This is a genomic window from Desulfobulbus alkaliphilus (assembly GCF_016918545.1).
Taxonomy (GTDB): Bacteria; Desulfobacterota; Desulfobulbia; order Desulfobulbales; family Desulfobulbaceae; genus Desulfobulbus; species Desulfobulbus alkaliphilus.
Window position 1 is genome coordinate 211,748 of the sequence record NZ_JAFFQC010000002.1, and the last position, 17,937, is coordinate 229,684.

Below are 17,937 nucleotides of genomic sequence, written 5' to 3' on the forward strand. Positions count from 1 at the left end.
GCTCATCAATCAGTTGTTCAACGGTCACCGTGGACCAGATTTTTTCCTGAACCCGTGACGACTGGGCTCTTGTTTTGGATATAATATCTTGCTGTAATCAGCTTATAATTGCAGTGGAATCCTTGATAATAACCTCCACCAGCCGCCCTTCGGGGCGTGCGGACGAATGCTCGCGGATCCAGTTTTTTTTGCCCCTGAAATTCGGCATGGTGCAACAAAGCCCGGGCACTCGGCCGCACCGGACTTCCGCTTCGGACTCCGGCACTTTGTCCGGACCATGGACTCCTTCCCCTGCCCAAGGTACTCGGCTTCGTTGACCGGCAACCTATTCCCCTGTACAATACTGCCGCTGTTAAAATTCATCAATAAAGGATCAATCCTTGCCGCCGTCAACCTCTCTTACCTGGCTGCAATCCCTGCATCACCGCTGCCGCCCCTGGATCTCCCTCACGGTCGTCCTGGGCAGCGTTTCCGGGGCATGTATCATCATACAGGCAGGGCTCCTGGCCCACATCATCCATGCCGCCTGTATCGATGCCGCGCCGCGGGAAGCGCTGCATCCCTTCTTTCTCATGCTCCTGGTTGTTCTTGGTGTGCGAGCCCTGCTGACCTGGGTCCGGGAAATCTGCGGACAAAAGGCCTCGACCCTGGTCCGGAGAACTGTCCGCCGAAAACTGCTCAAGCATGTCCAGGCCCTGGGGCCAATGTACATCCGGGATACACAGACCGCCCCGCTGACCAGCACCCTGGTGGAACGGGTGGAGGGCCTGCACGGATATTTTGCCCAATATCTCCCCCAGAAACCCCTGGCGTTGATCGTACCGCTCATGATCGGCCTCACGGCCCTTGCCATCAGTTGGGTGGTGGGCCTGATCTTTCTGATCACCGCCCCCCTGGTCCCTTTATTCATGATTATGATCGGCCGGGGTGCCGAGAAGTTGAACCAGAAAAATTTTCAACTCCTCTCCCGCATGAGCGCCCATTTTCTGGATACCCTCCAGGGCCTGACTACGCTGAAACTCTTTCAGCGTTCCACAAAGGAAACAGAACGCCTTGCCACATCCTCGGAACGGTACCGCCGGGGGACCATGACCGTACTGCGGGTGGCCTTTCTCTCTTCTGCGATTCTTGAATTCCTAACCTGCGTCGCCCTGGCCATGACAGCAGTCTTTCTTGGTCTCTCCTATCTGCATTATTTCGATTTCGGCCTCTACTCCCGTCCTCTGACCCTGCAGACCGGTCTTTTCCTGCTCCTGTTGGCCCCGGAACTGTTTCTGCCGCTGCGAGAACTCGGCAACCACTACCATGCTCGGGCCGAAGCACTGGGGGCGGCGGCGGAAATCAGTTCCATCCTCCATCAGCCACTGCCGCCATCTGAACAAGATAAGGGCAGATCCCTGCTCGTCAACGACGGCATCAGTCTTGACCTGCGCCATGTCTCCCACAGTTTCTCCCATGGCCAGCGACCTGCTCTCAATGACCTCAACCTGCACATCAAGGCCGGCGAATGGCTGGCGATTGTCGGTGCCAGCGGTGCCGGGAAAACCACCCTGATGCATCTGCTGCTTCGCTTTCTGCCTCTGCAACAGGGGAGCATCGAAGTCAATGGTCAACCACTGACCAGCCTCAATACAGCGGACTGGCTCCGCCATCTTGCCTGGGTCCCCCAGCAGCCCACGCTGTTTCATGGGACAGTGGCGGATAATATTACCATGGGAGATCCCCATTTGACTCAGGAGCAGATTATCACTGCCGCCCGGGCGGCACAGGTGGATGACTTTGCCCAGGACCTTACTTCAGGGTTGGCAACCGCTGTCGGCGAACAGGGCAAACTGCTTTCAGGCGGTCAGGCACGGCGAGTGGCACTGGCCCGTGCCTTTGCAAGAAAGTCGTCCCTGGTAATTCTCGATGAACCGACCGCCAGTCTCGACGGAGAGAATGAGCGTCTGATCACAGCCGCCCTGCAGGAATTGGCCAGGGGAAGAACCATGATCATGTTGACCCACCGGCTCGAAACCGCCCGGGCGGCTGACCGCATCGCAGTCATGGCGAACGGGTCGGTAGTTGAAGTGGGCAGCCACCAGGACCTGCTGGCAGCACAAGGCATCTATGCCGGCCTTTTTTTCAGCAGCGGTGAAGCGGCGTCATGAAATCTCTGTGGCCTTTTATCAAACTGCTGTGGCCCCATCGCGGCTGGGTGATGCTGGCCATGTTTTTCACCCTGCTAACCCTGCTCGCCAACATCGGCCTGCTGGCCCTTTCCGGCTGGTTCCTCAGTGCCTCGGCTGTTGCCGGCTTGAGCGTGGCCTCGGCCTATATGTTTGACATTTTCACCCCCAGTGCCGGTATCCGTGCCTTTGCTATCGCCCGCACCGCCGGGCGGTACGCGGAACGGGTCATAGCTCACGAGACCACTCTGCGCCTGCTCTCCTCCCTGCGCATCTGGTTCTACACCAGAATAGAACCGCAGGCACCCGCCAGCCTGTATCGCTATCGCAGCGGCGATCTGCTTGGCCGCATCGTCACCGATATCGACACCCTGGACACCTTGTTTGTCCGCGTTCTGTCCCCAACCATCGCTGCCTGCAGCGTTGCGGCAATATCCGGTTTTCTCCTGTGGCTCCTGGCTCCTGCCCTGGCTGCCGTTTTTCTGATATTTTTTGCAGGGGCCGGCCTGCTGATCCCTCTGCTGGCCCAGCGCCTGGCCCGGAGGATCGGTGCACGGATCCAGCAGCAGATGGCCACCATCAGAATGAACCTGATTGAAGATATCCAGGGCACAGCTGATTTGATTGTTTATGGCGTCCATCACAGGCATCGTCAGTTCCGGCTGCAGGAAAACGATCGATTACTCAGCTTGCAGGAAGAAATGGCCCGGATCAATGGATTCTGCACCGCCATGATGACCCTGTTCAGCGGATGCGCCGCGATCGCGGCGCTCTACCTTGCCATCCCCATGGCCCAAGCGGGCCGGTTTGACGGCGCAATGCTGGCGCTTATTACTTTCGGGATCCTGGCTGCCTTTGAAGCTGTGCTGCCCTTGCCGCCAGCCTATCAGATGCTGGGAAAAATCCACGCCGCGGCACACCGCATCCTGGAGGTAACCCGGGCACCGGCAACGGTTTCCTTCGAGACCACTCCGGCAGCGATGCCGGCTGACTTCGACATTATGTACCACGCAATCACCTTCACCTACCCGGAAACCACCGGCGGAACGGCCCTCCACCAGGTTACCTTCCGCCTTGCCCCGCATGCGATGGTGGCGCTGGTGGGACCTTCCGGTTGCGGCAAAACCACCCTGGCCCACCTCCTGACCCGTTTCTGGGATCCGGATCAGGGTCGGATCACCATCGGTGGCACGGATTTGCGCCGGTTCACCGAAGCACAGCTGCGGCAGATGGTGACCCTGGTTTCGCAAAAATCGCATATTTTCAATGCCACCCTGCGTGACAACCTGCTGATTGCCGACCCTGGGGCCGACGAGAAGGCACTGTGGGCCGCCCTGGTCCGTGCCCAGCTCGCTGATTTTGTCGCCGGACTGCCGGAAGGACTTGATACCTGGAACGGAGAAGGCGGTGCGCGCCTTTCCGGCGGGGAAGCACGCCGGTTGATTCTTGCCCGGGCCCTTTTGAAAAACGCCCCTGTCTGGCTTCTGGATGAACCGACCGAGGGCCTTGACAACCTCAATCGGCGCCGCTTCATGGAAACCCTTTTTGCCAATCGCCAGGGGAAAAGCATGCTGCTGATCACCCATGATGTTGCCGCATTGCAGCGGATGGATCAGATCTATTTCATGGAGAGAGGCCGGATCATCTGCCACGGCAGGCACCGGGATCTCCTCGATACCTGCGAGCGCTATCGCCATTTCATCGGAACCCGGCAGCCCACCTGACCCTGCCGGCTTTCTGCCCTGGAGCAGGGACGTTGCCCACCCAACCCCGAATCAAGACGCAGCTTTCGGCTTGACCACACGGCTGCACACTATCGCAATTTCTTCGTACAGGGCCATGGGGTCGTTCTCGTAACGACGGGAAAAATGAAAAGGGACCAGACGGGCAACGCCGGCTTGGGTGGCTATCTCTCCGCAGGCAGTGGTGGTGAGGTGGCCGTGGCGGGCAGCATGATCTCTCTGGGCCTCGAGGAACATGGCCTCACAGAACAGGGTATGCGCGCCACGGGCCAGAGAGATCAGACGACAGCGATTATCAGGGGTATCGGCCAGATCAGTGGCATAGACCAGTTTCTTGCCGGTTGCAAAAAGAATCAGGTCACTACCCAGAGCGCTGGCAAGTTCTTTGCTCCCATCGGGCAGTTCTATCAGCACCCCTCTTTCGCCGGCAGCCAGACAGGCCTTGAGTTCCTTCAGCCAGGGACCGGGTTCTAATCCCCGGGCATGGAGACGATCCCTTCGGACTTTGAGTTCATGAACCGGCTCAAGAGCAAAAGCGAGCACCGGGGTATGATGATCCAGAAAGACCGCCCGCACTTGAAAAGTTGTTTCCCTGAGAATAATGCCCTGGTTGGCGGCAGTGTCCTCCATTCGTTCACAGGTATCAGTCCCAGCCTGCAGGCGATATCGTTGCAGGCGGTTGCCGTGCAGTTCGGCGATCTCAAATCTGGGGCCGCGATCCCTGACCCGGTCCCAGAGCACTCCCTGGATAAAACCCTGAATATGGATCGCCAATCCCGGTGGACCATAGAGGCGGCAGGGGCTGGGGTGGTTGATGCGTGATCGCAGCAGCCAAGAAAAACCGCTGATGTGATCAAGATGGGCGTGACTGATAAAGACGTCCGTGACCTGATGGGCAAGCCGTGCCGGCAGGCGTCGGCCCTCACCCAGGTCAAAAAGCAGGCTGCGTCCTTGGTGACGCAGGCGCAGATGAAGCAGGGGATCGCCAAATTCACCGTTCACCAGGTCGAAGTCCACCGCACCCGCTCGGCCCATGATACGCAGGCCACCCAGCTCCATCACACCAGAGGCGGGATCTGATGATGGCAGATAGCTGAGCTGTTCCGAGGCAAAAGGTTCAGCCGTTTCCAGCATGCCGCCTGCATTACGCCGGACATCACGCACCAACGCTCGATCAGCGGCATCAATTTCGGCTGTTGTGCGCACCAGCAGGGTTGTCCCCTGCACAGCGAGGATCTCTGCCATGGCCAGCAGGTGCCGATCTTTAAAAAACGCCACTTGCCGACCCGCCCAGGCCTCCACTGCATCAAGGGGTGGTGGTGTTCCCAACCAAAGCAGCGCAGATATATCAAGACAACGCTCAAAACCTGACTGCAGATACGCGTCCCACAGCCGGGTCCGCTCCCGGGCCCGCACCCGTTTCCCAGGCCGTTTGGCCCCTGCTGGGGCGGTGACGAGGTAGACCGCGACAGGCAGGGCCTTGAGTTCATCCAACAACGACCATGGCCGACCTTCCACGCAGAGGGCGAGAACAATATCCACCCTTGCCGCTTCCACCAGATTGGTTAACAGTTCCCGGCCCGCCACGCCGCGCACTACGCCGGGACTATCGAGTAAAAGCACCCCTGTCGACTCCCGGGCTGTCAGCCGTCGCACCAGCGAGATCAACGGCAGGCGAAATCGGCCCGCATCCAGGGAGCACAAGGGTTCCATGGCCAGGATTTGCCAGGCATGCTGGTACCATAGTCCCAGTGAGACCGCACCGGGAACAGCAAAAGCCGGTGAACCCGGATCAGCATTCAGACACCGGCATTCACGACCCTTTTGTGCCAGGGCGGCGGCAATACGTTTCGCCAGGGTCGATTTGCCCGTCCCCGGCGGACCATAGAGGAGCACGCGCCGATCATCCTGCAACAGGTGGGTAATAAGACCCACGGCATCGCAGGCCAGGATCGGCAGATCCTTAGCTGTGCCTCTGCTGATGCTCACGGATTCAGGTACATGATAAGTGGAGAAGTTCAACACAATGCATAAAATTCACCATTTAAAATCAACGAATAAATGGATCAGGCTTAGTTCACAATACATAAAACAGGGCAGACAAGGAATACCCAACATATTCATGGTCACCGATCCTGACTTTTTTGGAAAACGATTGTCGATGAAGAAGGTAATTCTCCCACATAAGGGAAGGATGGAGGTCGAATTGTCACGTATACGGCATGGCAGGACGAAAAATTCTTGGAGCTGGTTGAAATAACGAGTATCTTCTCTCTGCCTGTTGCACCGCTTCAGTGTGGCATGGTCCTTTTGTAGAGAACGATTTGAAAATATCGGTTGTGCATCGTTATTTTTTCAGCTTGCCAGGGCCAACACCCGGCGGGCACACTGCACGGGAGACAATGTTTCTCCTCGCACGACATATCATCTTAACGTAAACAAATGGAGGGTACAGAGTATGTTCAAACGTTTTTTTCTGACAGGTTTGCTTTTGGTGGCCATGGGCTCCACGGCCTGGGCGCAACGCACGATCACCTTCGCGTCCGACTGCACCTGGCCGCCGATGGAGATGATCAGCGAGGCTCGTGAATGTGTCGGTTTCGGTCCGGATCTGGTCAAGGCTATGGCCCATGCGGGTGGATTCGAGGCAGTGATCCAGAATACCGCCTGGGACGGCATTTTCGCGGGTTTGGCTGCTGGCCGCTATGATGTCATCTCTTCCTCCGTGTCCATCACCGAGGAGCGAAAAAACGCCATGGATTTTTCCGATCCATACTTTGAGGTCAAACAGGGGGTCGTCGTCCGGGATGGTTCCCCCATTGCTTCCGAAGCCGACCTGGCCGGCAAGTCCATCGGTGCTCAGATCGGCACGACCGGCTATTTTGCGGCCATGCGTATCGCCGGAAACAATGCCAAAAGTTATGATGAAGTAGGCCTGGCCATCACCGATCTTGCCAATGGCCGTCTTGACGCCGTGATTGCCGACGACGCCGTTGCCGCGGATTACGCCCTGACCAATCCGGACTTCTCCAGGAACCTCCATCTCGCCTTCCTGATTGAACCGGACGAGCCGGAATACCTGGGATTTGCGGTTAAAAAGGGCGACACCGAGACCCTGAACCTGATCAACGCCGCCCTGGCCGCAGTCCGGTCCAGCGGTGAATACGATCTGATCTACAAAAAATGGTTCGGCCGTGAATAATCAGCCTCTGCCAGGGTAATCCTCCCCTCTTGCCGTGGGCAAACAGCTCATGGCAAGAGGAAGATGCACTCCTCCCAATCCCACAGCCGGGCACCAAGGTGAACAATGGCCGAAAAAAAAGTCGTTATTGACATTGGCGACGGTGCAGCCCTGCCGCGCAGACGTGATCGAGGGCTTTTCAGCGCCTGGTGGATTTCCCTGATCGGCGCCCTGGGCCTCATAGCCTATCTGTGCATTACCCGCCCGGACCCCTACTGGCGGGTTCTAAAATTTCTCCCCGATGGGATCGTCGTCACCTTTCAGGTCACGATCATGTCCATTCTGCTGGCTCTGGTTCTCGGACTGATCACCGGTCTGGGACGTATCTCCAAGAACCGGGTCATCAATCTGATCGCCTCCACTTATGTGGAAGTCGTTCGCGGCATCCCACTTCTGGTCCAGCTCTTCTACATCTATTTCGCCCTGGGCCAGGTGTTTGCCAATCTTCCGGACTCCAATGCCCTGTTCATTTTCCTGAAAAATATGCCGCCGCTGGTGGCCGCGGTGATCGCCATGGGCTTCTGTTACGGCGCCTACATGGGTGAGGTCTTCCGGGCCGGCATTGAATCCATCGACCATGGTCAGACCGAGGCGGCCCGCTCTCTGGGATTCAATCGTACTCAGACCATGTTCTACGTTATCCTCCCCCAGGCCTGGCGGACAATTCTGCCACCGGTCGGCAACGAATTCATTGCCCTGCTCAAGGACAGCTCCCTGGTCTCCATTCTGGCGGTCTCGGACATCCTGCGCCGCGGCCGGGAATTTGCCAGCGTCACCTTCAATTACTTTGAAACGTACACCATGGTCGCCCTGGTCTATCTGGTGATCACCCTGATCCTGTCGAAAGCCGTGAGTACCATGGAAGAAAGGTTGAACTATTATGAACGCCGCTGAGAAGATCATCAGCATCCGCAACGTTTCCAAGTTTTTTGGCGACCTCAAGGCCTTGAATGATGTCTCTTTGGATATCCACGCCCGGGAAAAGGTGGTGATCATCGGACCCAGCGGGTCCGGCAAGAGTACTTTGCTCCGCTCCATCAACCGTCTGGAATCCATTGACCAGGGCACCATTACCGTGGACGGCAAAAATATCAACAATCCGAAAAATGACATCAATGCCCTGCGTATGGAAATGGGGATGGTTTTCCAGAGTTTCAACCTGTTTCCGCATAAAACGGTCCTGCAGAATCTGACCATGGCCCCCATCAAACTGAAGAAGGTCCCGCGTCCTCAGGCCGAGGAACTGGCCATGGGTCTGTTGAAAAAAGTGGGGATCGAGGAAAAATCCGCTGTCTATCCAGTCAAACTCTCCGGCGGCCAGAAACAGCGGGTGGCCATCGCCAGGGCCCTGGCCATGACCCCCAAGATCATGCTGTTCGACGAACCTACCTCCGCCCTGGACCCGGAAATGATCGGCGAGGTTCTGGACGTCATGGTCACCCTGGCCAGGGAAGGCATGACCATGGCCGTGGTGACCCATGAAATGGGCTTTGCCCGGGAAGTGGCGGACAGAATCGTATTCATGGACCAGGGCGAGATCGTCGAGGTCGGCACCCCGGACCATTTTTTTGAACGTCCGGAGCATCCCCGACTCAAGAAATTTTTAAGCCAGATTCTGTAGCAGGTCTTCCATGGAGACAGCAAAAACACCACGAGACAATCTCTTGTCGCAGCCTGTTCACCACCCCGCCGTTCCAATATAGCTCCCTACTTCTACCATGCTTTTCATTGTCCTCTTTCTTGTTGCCGGTATTTTCTGTGGATTGTTGCAGAGGGAGACAAGTCCGCTGTTGCCTGTCAGCAGGTCATTGACCCTGCTCATTCTTCCTTTTCTAGTGAAATACGCAGGCAAGCTCTCCACCATTGCTTCCGGCGGGGCTACCTCCATGGACACAACCCTGCCGATTGTGGTCCGCTTTTCCGGCCAGCAATTTGTCATGATATCAATATACAGTGGCCTGATCATTACCTTTCTGGTCCCGGTGCTGGTAACTTTTTTCTTAACCTGAACCTGAGCGCACTCCCTGTCTGCATCTCTCTCCCTTTTTTCCATGACCTGGATCTAGCCGCTGAACAGCCGACGCATAAACGAACGCTCACGGATCCAGGCATGAGCCATGTCAAGTGGCCGGGACCCTTCATGCTCAGACAGGGAAAAAAAGTTCCATCCTTTCATTCAATTGTCATCTTGATTTTTTTTCAATAAACACACCATGGAAATCGATATTATCGGGCTGATAAGGGATGTACCCGAACTGCTCTTTTTTCTGGTTCTCGGTTTTGGGTATCTTATCGGGAATATCACATTCAGGGGGTTTGAACTGGGCTCCACCACCGGGGTGCTGCTGGCGGGCCTGTTTTTCGGGCATTTTGGATTCGAAATTCCAGCCAACACCCTGGAAATCGGTTTCATCCTGTTTATCTACTCGGTGGGTCTTCAGGCAGGACCCAGGTTTTTCAGCGTATTTCTCGAAGACGGCCTCAAATACTTCAGCCTGGCCCTGGTGGTGAGCATGACCGCAGTTGGCCTGGCCTTTGGCCTGTCCTCCTACTTCGGTCTGTCCCAAGGAATCAGCGCCGGTCTGCTGGCAGGTGCCCTGACCAGTACGCCGACGTTGGCGGCGGCCAGGGATGCAGTCCACAGCGGCCTGGCCAGGATCACCGATGACCAATCGGCAAACCTGATCATACAGGATATGGGGTCAGCCTATGCCATCACCTATGTGTTCGGCCTGATCGGCCTGCTGGTCTTCATCAGGCTTATCCCATCGCTGCTCAAGGTCAATCTATCCGAGGAGGCCTCCAAACTGGCACGGCAAAAGCGTCTGGCACCTGAAGAGGATGAAGATGCTGATACCGGGGGTGACCAGATGCTACGGGCCTATCAAGTTCAGTCGGACCAGGTCATGGGCAAACCCCTGCGTGATCTGCGCTTCACCACCAGAACGGGTTGCGTCATTCAAAAGGTTCTTCGCCAAGATGCCATGTTCAGGCCAGGCGCGGACACGGTGCTTGAAAAGGACGATCGGGTGTCGGTCCTTGGCCCTCTTGAGGGGCATGAGACCATGGAAAAATTGCTTGGCCCGGAGATTCTCGATAGACATCTGCTGGCCATTCCCACCAAAACCCATGAAGTGGTTGTTACCCATGCCGATGTTGTGGGCAGGCCCTTGGGCGAACTCCATTTGTTAGCCAGGTATGGCTGTTATGTCACCAAGGTGAACAGATCCCATGTGGAGCTGCCCATAGACGAAAGCACTGTCCTGGAAAAGGGCGACGTCGTCCGGGTAAGCGGGGACAAAGACAGGCTGGAAGAACTGACCAAGAGACTGGGGCATGTTGAAAGAAAAATCATTCAAACCGATTTACTGACCTTTGCCTTTGGCATTGCCGCCGGCCTGTTCATCGGCAAGATAACCTTCAAAGTGGGGGCGGTGTCCGTGGGCCTGGGGACTGCCGGAGGTCTCTTGCTGACCGGCATACTCATAGGCTTTCTGCGCTCTATCCATCCGACGTTCGGCAGAGTCCCGCCTGCGGCCAGATGGCTGTTCATGGAACTGGGTCTTTTGTTCTTCATGGCTGGAATAGGACTCAAAGCCGGACAAGGGATCGTTCAGGCGATTGTGACCGTGGGACCGCTGCTTTTTTTCAGCGGCATCCTGGTCACGACGATACCCGTCATAGTGGGTTTTTTGTTTGGAAAATATATTCTCAAGTTCAACACCGCCATCCTGCTGGGGGCCATCACCGGAGCCATGACCAGCACACCTGCCCTGAACACGGTCATTCGGGCGGCCAACAGCCCGATTCCGTCCCTGGGATATGCAGGAACCTATGCTTTTGCCAATGTGTTTCTGGCCCTGGCTGGAACTGTGATCATGATGCTTTGAACCGGCGCCTTCATTCGTCGGGCGAACTGTTACACTCAAGTATCGTCACCTCGCCAGTTTCACCGTTGACCCTCACCCTCGCACCGTCATGCAGTCGTTCGGTCGCGCCTGACACACCTGCAACCGCGGGCAACCCGGCGACTCATGGCGACGCAGCCGCTTTGGGCGTAACAAAACACCGGTGTACCCAGTACCTTTCCTGGTTAAAATTGATCATTCTGTTGTCAGAACTCTCCTTTGAACTTTCATCACTCCAGAATTCTTACTGAGTATTTTCCCGCACACAGAGAACAAGCTTGTTCAGTGGAACCGATTCCGCTCCTTCGAGGTGGAGAATAGCCTGGGCATATTTGGTGTCCAGACGTTCAAAAGTATCTTCGCTGCGAAAATCGCGGGCTCCCATATATTGCGAGACGGTAACGACTTTGCCCAAACCGATGGGGACCATGGTCTCCGCATTGTGCACCTGAAAGACATCACCGATACGTACCGTATCGAACCAGAAACTCTCAACAAAAAGGCGCACCTGTTTTTCCGGCTTCCCTATGACGATCCGCTGAAAATCCTGCGGGGTGAAATGTTCACCGATGCGTACATCGAATTTGTACAAACGCCCTTGCATCGGGGATCGCAGGGTCAGGGTGTCCAATTCACGCTTTCTCAGTTCAACTTCCGCTCGAGCTGTTTCGATTTGCCGGCGGAGCAGTTCCGCTTGCAAAGATTTCTGACTGAATTCTATGACGGCCTGGGACTTGGCCGTTGTAATCTGCCTTCGCACCAGTTCTGCCTCCAGGGATTTCTGGGTATACTCGACTTCACTTATGGAACCGATTCGCGATAAGGGCGCTTTCCTTTTCAATTCATCAAGGATGAGCTCCAGTCGAACCTCCAATTCTCTCACTCTCTGCACCGCAACCTGAAGCGCACGGTTTTCGGCAAGACCTTCCCCGGGCAAAGGCAGTTCTCTTGTCAATTCATCAAGGAGGATATCGAGTTGTCCTTCGAATTCCTTTGCTCTTGCCATGGCAACTTCAAGGGCCTGCCGCTCGACTTGCTGTTCAAGTTCACAAAGAGCCTGCCCTGCGGATACTCCCTGCCCTTCCTGGACAAAGATCCGCTCAACTCGACGGGGTTGCGGAGGCCCGACAAAGGCCTCTCGACCGAGTGGTTCGACGAGACCGTACAAACGGACAGGTGCCGTATCCAACGATGGCGTTCGCCCTGGTGCCGGTGGGGTGGACGCCTTGCGCAGAGAAATCTGAATGTAGGAAAGGCCGATCACCACAACGAGGATAACAAGGACAAACCCTGTGATAGCGCGAACCTTCATCATTGGACTTCTTTCGCCTCCACATAGCGCTCATGGGTGTTGGCGACAATGGTGCCATTTTCAATTTTAAGCAACCGGTCAGCGTACGGGAAAACCCGCGCATCATGGGAAACGACAACGACAATTCTGCCTTCCTCGAGCGCAATACGCTTCAGGATAGCCATGACCGCCTGCCCGCTTTCCGCATCCAATGCCGATGTTGGTTCATCACAGAGAAGAATGGCAGGGTCCTTGATCAAGGCCCGGGCAATGGAAGCCCTCTGTTTCATGCCGCCGGAAAGAAGCCGTGGCTGCATGTGCGAGGTCTCTTCCAGCCCCAGGGATTTCAGCAGACCTTCCGTCTTGTCACGGAAATGATCCGGCAGGTGCGCACCCTGAACTGCAAACGCCAGCGCGATGTTTTCCATAACGCTCAAGCCTTCGATCAGCATCGGCTGCTGAAAGACGTAGCCGTATTTCTGCAGACGAAGCTTTGCCGCCTCATTGTCCGAGAGCGTGGTGACATCACGTCCTTCCAGATACAGTGATCCTTCGGAAGGACGCAGTACCAGCCCCATGATGGAGAGAAGGGTGGTTTTGCCGCTGCCGGAAGGTCCGGAAAGTACCGTCAATGCACCCGGCTCGAATTCGAGATTGGTCGGGAACAGCACCCGCCGTATCTGACGACCATCGGAGAAATCTCTGGCGATGTTTTCTAGCTTGAGAAAGGGCAAAAAAACCTCATTCTTTAATGAAAAACCGAAGCCGGCTCTGCTTTGAGAGCAACACGCAAGGCAATCAGCGACCCCAGCAGACTGACAGCCAGAGCAACCCCGGCAAGGATCGGCGGCACATATTTTGGAAAATAACTGGGAATAGCGGAGCCATGCGTCGCATTGAGCAGGGTTGCCAGCATGAGAAAACCGACAAACACGCCGATGCCTGCGATAATCAACACCTCGCTGAAGACCACCACGGCAATATCCCGACGCCTTCCTCCGATGGCTCGCATAACTGCAAAATCCTGTGCCCGGCTGAGAACACTCGCATACATGGTCAGAGAAATAATGATGATGCCGATCAGGACGGCAATGGTGGTGGAAAAACCGAAGCTGCCGCCAATGCCGGTGTTAGTGAAATAATAGCGTTGAGTCAAGCGGGAGAGTTCATCTGTTGCATACACGGTCTGTTCCGGCATTACGGCCCGGAGGTTGTTGAGAGCAGTTTCCTTGTCAACATCGGGCTGAAAACGAATCAGAATAGCGGAGTAACGCCCCGAAGGAGTACGGACAATTTCCTTGACCTTTTCCAGGGAAGCAAACACGAGAGTCCCCTGAAAGCCCCGGGCGCCTTCGCTGATTGCTCCCACCCGAACCCTCCTGTCGCCGATTTCAGTCACCTGGCCGAGCACAGGGTTTCCCAGTTTGTCCAGATCAAGTCGATCCACGGTAACAGCTTCGAAGTCCAGCAAAGCTCGTTCATCTGCCTTCGCAAAATCCCACGGCCCTCCTGCGAGGCGAGGACGCCGGACCCCGACGACGCGTACGGATTCAAAGGAGCCATCGCTTGTTTTCAGCAACCCGCTGCCGATCAGAATCGGTTCAGCCCACTTCACCTCTGCCAGGCCCATTGCGCGGTCCACATAGCGCCCCGAGATGAGGTTACCCGCATCTGCATTGCGGACATTGGCGCTCATGATCCAGGCATCTGCGCCGCTGTGATCCACAAGGACCGACATGTAGTTCAATAAACCGAACAGGATGGAGAGCTGCTGGCCTACTAAAAAGACAATCGCCACCACACCAAGGAGTGCCCCCGCTGTTGAAGAACGATCATGCACGACCATACGAAAGGCGGTCAGGCTACGCATCGACTGAATCCTCACCAGCCAGACGAAAACCCTCATCAAAATCAAGGGCTACCCGAACTCCCCGGTCTTCGAGCACGGCCCTGGCCGCAACAGCACCGCGGCCACCCACAATGACCCGACAACTTTCAGACGCACGGTGAACCTGGGCAATCACATCCAATACCTCCTCGAATCTGGAGAGCATGGTAAATGTCAGGAAAAGCGCGTTTGGCTCGAAGGCTGCAACCGCCCGTGCTATCTGATTGGCAGGCAAGCCCACCCCCAGATTCTTCACACTCCAACCCCGGAATGTCAAATAGGAGGCAAGGGCCAGGGGAATCAATTCATGAGCATCCCCAGGGCCGCAAGAGACCAGGGCAACGGCATTCCTTTCCTGCCGGTTCTCTGGTCTCATCGCCGTGAGTCCGGCAAGGAGACCGCGGATCGCCTCGGTGGCGAGGTGTTCCTGAAAAATCTCCAGCTCATTGGATTGCCAGCCTTGTCCGACCTCAGCCATCGCCGGAAGCATCACTTCAACAATCAGACGGTCTGGTGAAACATACTCTGCAGCGAACTCTGCAATGACTTTTCGGGCGCCTTGAACGTCACCACGGATGAGTTTTTTCAAAAGTGCGGGATTGACCGTCTTGATCGAAACCTTGCGCCTGGCAGACGCTTCCTGGATCAATCTGTCCAGATCATCCCTGATGGACTGGAGCGGTCGAGCGAGTTCATTGCATTCGGGTGGTTTGAGTAACCCTTGAATGGCCATGATCCAACTATCCAGAACCAAGGCAAATGCATCGTGGTTTGAACCGCGCGCGCCAAAGACCCCTGCATACCAGATACATTCCTCCCGCAGAGCAGGAAAAAAATGCCATCTGTACACGACGTTCAACAGCCGCCCGAATTCAATGGCGTATTGGAGCAATTGTTGATCCGCCTGCTCCAGATCCGGCCTCTGGTGGTAGTGCCACTCGAGTTCCAGTCGTTTGAGTACCATGGCCGACAGATTTCCGAACTCAGATGAAAAGAGCCGTGAGGCGGAAGGAAAAACTGAGTGCATCATCATTGCTGCCCAGGATCAAAAACGTCCATGGCCAAGCTCAACCCCGGAGGCCGAGCAAGGACAGACGTCGGGATGAGCGGCATGTACGTCGCTCTCTGGTTTCTCAAAATGAAGAACATATGCCAGTCTGTGGCCAAAGAACGCCCGCTCTCGAAAGCCGGCTGCCATTGCCAGGTCCGAGACAGTGCCGCGAGATTGAAAGTGGGGATCAAAAATGACCTCGACGATCGCCAGAATACCCCCGGGTTTCAGGACAGCAAACAGTTCGGCGAGGACACTGGCACGATTGGGAATCTCCCCGAGGACGGTGACCAGGACCGCGCGATCGAAGTGCTGAGCGGGAAGCTTACCCTCGCCGAGACCAGCAGCAAGAAAGTCCACATTGTTGAGACCGGCATTCTCTGTCCGGTTTTTTGCTCTGGCAAGCATTCCTGGCTGAATATCCAACGCAGCAACTCGACCGCTCGGACCGACGCTCCGGGCCAGAGGCACTGTCAGGCGTCCTGGACCGCACCCTGCATCCAATATCACCATTCCTGTTGATATATCGAGTGTTTGGACAATGAATGCGGCTCGATTTGTCTTGGTGAAGGGATTGTCTAACTCAACCAGCCAACGCAGCCAGACGGGACAGGGGAGACTCTGGTGACAGGAGGCATGACGCCATAGGATCGCGACAAACACCAAGGCAACGATTGCGAAAAATATGGTCACCGATAAAGCCATAATAGAGCTGACAGGGGTTAAGCTTTCCTGAATCCGTGAGGCGACTGGCGAAAGTTATCTTCAAGGTTTTAGCTGCAATTATAATATGATTACAGCAAGATACATAAAAAACGAGAGCCCAGCCCTCACTGATTCAGGGGTCTGAATCAGCACTGCCTATAAAGCCATACATCGCAAAGGAACTTGATCTCCGATTTCGACGGTCAGATCATTGCTCTTGCCGCGAATCGCGGTGGAACCATCGCTGTAGATGAATCCAGAGCCACTCACTTGCTCATGGAGTTCCATGGTCTCTCTATTTCGCACCAGGACGGCAACGCCTTGTGCTGGGAAAAAACGAACGGCAAGAGATTGCCCGTCCGTACAGTTGAACCTCACTTCCTGGACTTCGGTTGAGCTTGTACTGATCGAGGGCGTTGAAGTACATCCTGCTGCCAACAAGGTCACCATTGTTGCGGCAATGAGGGTTTTCATACGCTTCTCCTGAGTTGCGCTCCTGTTTTTGGTGTATCAGTCAGAGATTCGGGTCAGAAGAGGCTCAGCGGTCAACCTGGCGAGGAAGTCCAAAGTGTCGGCATAGGCCGGTGTCCAGCGGCGCAGCGGCTTGGCCAGGCTGGCGGCCACCGCGACGTGCCCATTGTTCCGGTAGAAACGGGTTTCGGCCACAACCTCGTGCGCACGTAAGCGAGCGGCCAGGTTTTTGCTGTGCTGAGCCATCACTGTTTTATCCCTGAGGCCATGGATTAACAGACTGGCAGGGCTGTTGTCGTCGACAAAATTAATCGGACGGGACACTGCCAGCGGCTGTGCTGGTGCAAAAATCCGCTGTAATTTGCGGCTGCTGAGGTCGAAAGCATCGTAGGGACCGGCATACCCGATCAGTGCCAGAATCTGTGCATGGTCAAGGCCGCTGGCTTCCACATAGGTGGAATTATATGCCAACATGGCGGCGATGTGGGCACCAGCGGAATGACCCATCAGCACAATCCCACGCTCCGCAAAACCCTCCTGCTTCAGCCAGGCCAGTGCATCGGCACCATCGACGATAAAGTCAGGAAACAGATGTTCCGGGTACACACGGTAATTGGGGATAGCGATCGGGTAACCTGCTTCTGCAAACGCCTGGCCAACAAAGCGATAGTTATCCTTGCTCCCTCTCGCCCAGCTGCCACCGTAAAAAAAGACCAGTGTCGGCGCTTCGGTTCTGTCCTGTTCCGGCAAATACAGGTCAAGCTGCTGGCGTGGATGTTCGCCGTAGCTGGCAGTAATAGTAATCACTTGACGATAGCCCGAATTGGGCACAGCCAGATCGAGCAGGCCATAAACGCAACCCTGCAACAATATCAGCAGAGGAAGCATAACCAACAACTGAGCCCGTCGATGTGTATTTATTCTGTCCATTGGCGCAATGACGCAGCTCTGTATGACAAGGATCGCTGGATTTGAATTCCCGCGATAGAGCAAGAGTGCCACCGACAGGCATTATCCAGATGAGTTGTATTTATAAAGGAGTAAAAAAAGGCAAGACTTCTTTTGGCCTTTTATTGTGAATTGGGTCACAAAAGCACATTATACTGAGTCTTTTGGGAGATTCAGTCTCCAATACCCATCAAGGCGCACAGAATCATACCTTCATCCGAGGAAGGAAAAGGAAAAGCCGAAAGAAAATTTTCTGAATCCGTGACGGCTGGACTCTTTTCAGGATGTATCTTGCTATAATCAGATTATAATTGCAGCAGCATCCTTGAAGATAACTTTCACCAGCCGCCCGTCGGGGCGTGCGGACGAACGCCCACGGATCCAGATAAAGAAAAAATTTATATGAAACTTCTCTCTACCACGGAACTTTCTGTTTGAATAATCGTTTGCCACAGTGGGGCTTTGCTCCCTAAGCATTTGGGCTTCGTCTCTGCAATTGTCTTGGCTGGACGATGGGGGTGTTC

General features: G+C 55.5%; 16 protein-coding genes. 7 read left to right on the forward strand and 9 right to left on the reverse strand.

Going from position 1 to position 17,937, the window contains the following annotated elements:
- Positions 1-380 precede the first annotated feature (380 nt).
- Both cydD and cydC read left to right on the forward strand, forming a co-directional pair.
- Complete coding sequence (cydD, locus tag JWG43_RS02030; RefSeq protein ID WP_205241138.1) at positions 381-2,150, forward strand: thiol reductant ABC exporter subunit CydD; 1,770 nt, start codon at positions 381-383, stop codon at positions 2,148-2,150.
- Positions 2,147-3,892 (forward strand): thiol reductant ABC exporter subunit CydC, encoded by a 1,746-nt coding sequence (gene cydC / locus JWG43_RS02035; protein ID WP_205241139.1) that lies wholly within the window; start codon positions 2,147-2,149, stop codon positions 3,890-3,892. Before cydD ends, cydC begins: the two co-directional genes overlap by 4 nt.
- Positions 3,893-3,943: 51 nt before the next feature.
- Here the strand turns inward: cydC and JWG43_RS02040 are convergent, their stop codons facing one another.
- Positions 3,944-5,899, reverse strand: coding sequence for a Clp1/GlmU family protein (locus JWG43_RS02040; RefSeq protein ID WP_205241140.1), 1,956 nt, complete (start codon positions 5,897-5,899; stop codon positions 3,944-3,946).
- A gap of 469 nt (positions 5,900-6,368) precedes the next feature.
- Between JWG43_RS02040 and JWG43_RS02045 the strand changes: the two genes are divergently transcribed.
- The 5 genes from JWG43_RS02045 (at position 6,369) to JWG43_RS02065 (ending at position 11,041) form a co-directional block, all read left to right on the forward strand.
- Positions 6,369-7,112 (forward strand): basic amino acid ABC transporter substrate-binding protein, encoded by a 744-nt coding sequence (locus JWG43_RS02045; RefSeq protein WP_205241141.1) that lies wholly within the window; start codon positions 6,369-6,371, stop codon positions 7,110-7,112.
- Positions 7,113-7,217: 105 nt separating this feature from the next.
- The gene (locus JWG43_RS02050; RefSeq protein ID WP_205241142.1) at positions 7,218-8,045 is read left to right on the forward strand and encodes an amino acid ABC transporter permease; all 828 of its coding nucleotides are present in this window, start codon (positions 7,218-7,220) and stop codon (positions 8,043-8,045) included.
- Positions 8,032-8,772, forward strand: a complete 741-nt coding sequence (locus JWG43_RS02055) for an amino acid ABC transporter ATP-binding protein (RefSeq protein ID WP_240193314.1) — start codon at positions 8,032-8,034, stop codon at positions 8,770-8,772. The genes JWG43_RS02050 and JWG43_RS02055 overlap by 14 nt, the downstream gene beginning before the upstream one ends.
- A 97-nt stretch (positions 8,773-8,869) precedes the next feature.
- A complete protein-coding gene (locus tag JWG43_RS02060) occupies positions 8,870-9,160 on the forward strand; it encodes a LysO family transporter (RefSeq protein WP_205241143.1) in 291 nt (96 codons plus the stop codon).
- 204 nt (positions 9,161-9,364) lie between these two features.
- Entirely contained in the window at positions 9,365-11,041 is a 1,677-nt protein-coding gene (locus JWG43_RS02065) for an aspartate:alanine exchanger family transporter (RefSeq protein WP_205241144.1), read from the forward strand.
- Positions 11,042-11,303: 262 nt separating this feature from the next.
- Here the strand turns inward: JWG43_RS02065 and JWG43_RS02070 are convergent, their stop codons facing one another.
- From JWG43_RS02070 to JWG43_RS02105, 8 genes are all read right to left on the reverse strand, one after another.
- A complete protein-coding gene (locus JWG43_RS02070) occupies positions 11,304-12,374 on the reverse strand; it encodes an HlyD family secretion protein (RefSeq protein ID WP_205241145.1) in 1,071 nt (356 codons plus the stop codon).
- Positions 12,371-13,084: an ABC transporter ATP-binding protein gene (locus tag JWG43_RS02075; protein ID WP_205241146.1), complete on the reverse strand. Its 714-nt coding sequence runs from the start codon at positions 13,082-13,084 to the stop codon at positions 12,371-12,373. Before JWG43_RS02075 ends, JWG43_RS02070 begins: the two co-directional genes overlap by 4 nt.
- A gap of 14 nt (positions 13,085-13,098) precedes the next feature.
- Positions 13,099-14,220: an ABC transporter permease gene (locus JWG43_RS02080; RefSeq protein ID WP_205241147.1), complete on the reverse strand. Its 1,122-nt coding sequence runs from the start codon at positions 14,218-14,220 to the stop codon at positions 13,099-13,101.
- Entirely contained in the window at positions 14,213-15,202 is a 990-nt protein-coding gene (locus JWG43_RS02085; RefSeq protein ID WP_205241148.1) for a cobalamin B12-binding domain-containing protein, read from the reverse strand. The genes JWG43_RS02080 and JWG43_RS02085 overlap by 8 nt, the downstream gene beginning before the upstream one ends.
- A gap of 81 nt (positions 15,203-15,283) precedes the next feature.
- Positions 15,284-15,994, reverse strand: a complete 711-nt coding sequence (locus tag JWG43_RS02090) for a class I SAM-dependent methyltransferase (protein WP_275888407.1) — start codon at positions 15,992-15,994, stop codon at positions 15,284-15,286.
- 156 nt (positions 15,995-16,150) lie between these two features.
- On the reverse strand, positions 16,151-16,468 hold the full coding sequence (locus JWG43_RS02095) for an MliC family protein (RefSeq protein ID WP_205241150.1): 318 nt from the start codon (positions 16,466-16,468) through the stop codon (positions 16,151-16,153).
- 36 nt (positions 16,469-16,504) lie between these two features.
- On the reverse strand, positions 16,505-17,467 hold the full coding sequence (locus tag JWG43_RS02100; protein WP_205241151.1) for an alpha/beta hydrolase fold domain-containing protein: 963 nt from the start codon (positions 17,465-17,467) through the stop codon (positions 16,505-16,507).
- A 246-nt stretch (positions 17,468-17,713) separates the two neighbouring features.
- On the reverse strand, positions 17,714-17,937 hold a 224-nt coding region (locus JWG43_RS02105), incomplete at its 5' end, for a hypothetical protein (RefSeq protein ID WP_205241152.1).

Bases quoted from the DNA above. Each gene is read 5' to 3' on its own strand.
- cydC (WP_205241139.1), top strand. From the start codon at position 2,147: ATGAAATCTCTGTGGCCTTTTATCAAACTGCTGTGGCCCCATCGCGGC.
- JWG43_RS02045 (WP_205241141.1), top strand. From the start codon at position 6,369: ATGTTCAAACGTTTTTTTCTGACAGGTTTGCTTTTGGTGGCCATGGGC.
- JWG43_RS02050 (WP_205241142.1), top strand. From the start codon at position 7,218: ATGGCCGAAAAAAAAGTCGTTATTGACATTGGCGACGGTGCAGCCCTG.
- JWG43_RS02055 (WP_240193314.1), top strand. From the start codon at position 8,032: ATGAACGCCGCTGAGAAGATCATCAGCATCCGCAACGTTTCCAAGTTT.
- JWG43_RS02060 (WP_205241143.1), top strand. From the start codon at position 8,870: ATGCTTTTCATTGTCCTCTTTCTTGTTGCCGGTATTTTCTGTGGATTG.
- JWG43_RS02065 (WP_205241144.1), top strand. From the start codon at position 9,365: ATGGAAATCGATATTATCGGGCTGATAAGGGATGTACCCGAACTGCTC.
- JWG43_RS02070 (WP_205241145.1), bottom strand. From the start codon at position 12,374: ATGATGAAGGTTCGCGCTATCACAGGGTTTGTCCTTGTTATCCTCGTT.
- JWG43_RS02080 (WP_205241147.1), bottom strand. From the start codon at position 14,220: ATGCGTAGCCTGACCGCCTTTCGTATGGTCGTGCATGATCGTTCTTCA.
- JWG43_RS02085 (WP_205241148.1), bottom strand. From the start codon at position 15,202: ATGGTACTCAAACGACTGGAACTCGAGTGGCACTACCACCAGAGGCCG.
- JWG43_RS02090 (WP_275888407.1), bottom strand. From the start codon at position 15,994: ATGGCTTTATCGGTGACCATATTTTTCGCAATCGTTGCCTTGGTGTTT.
- JWG43_RS02095 (WP_205241150.1), bottom strand. From the start codon at position 16,468: ATGAAAACCCTCATTGCCGCAACAATGGTGACCTTGTTGGCAGCAGGA.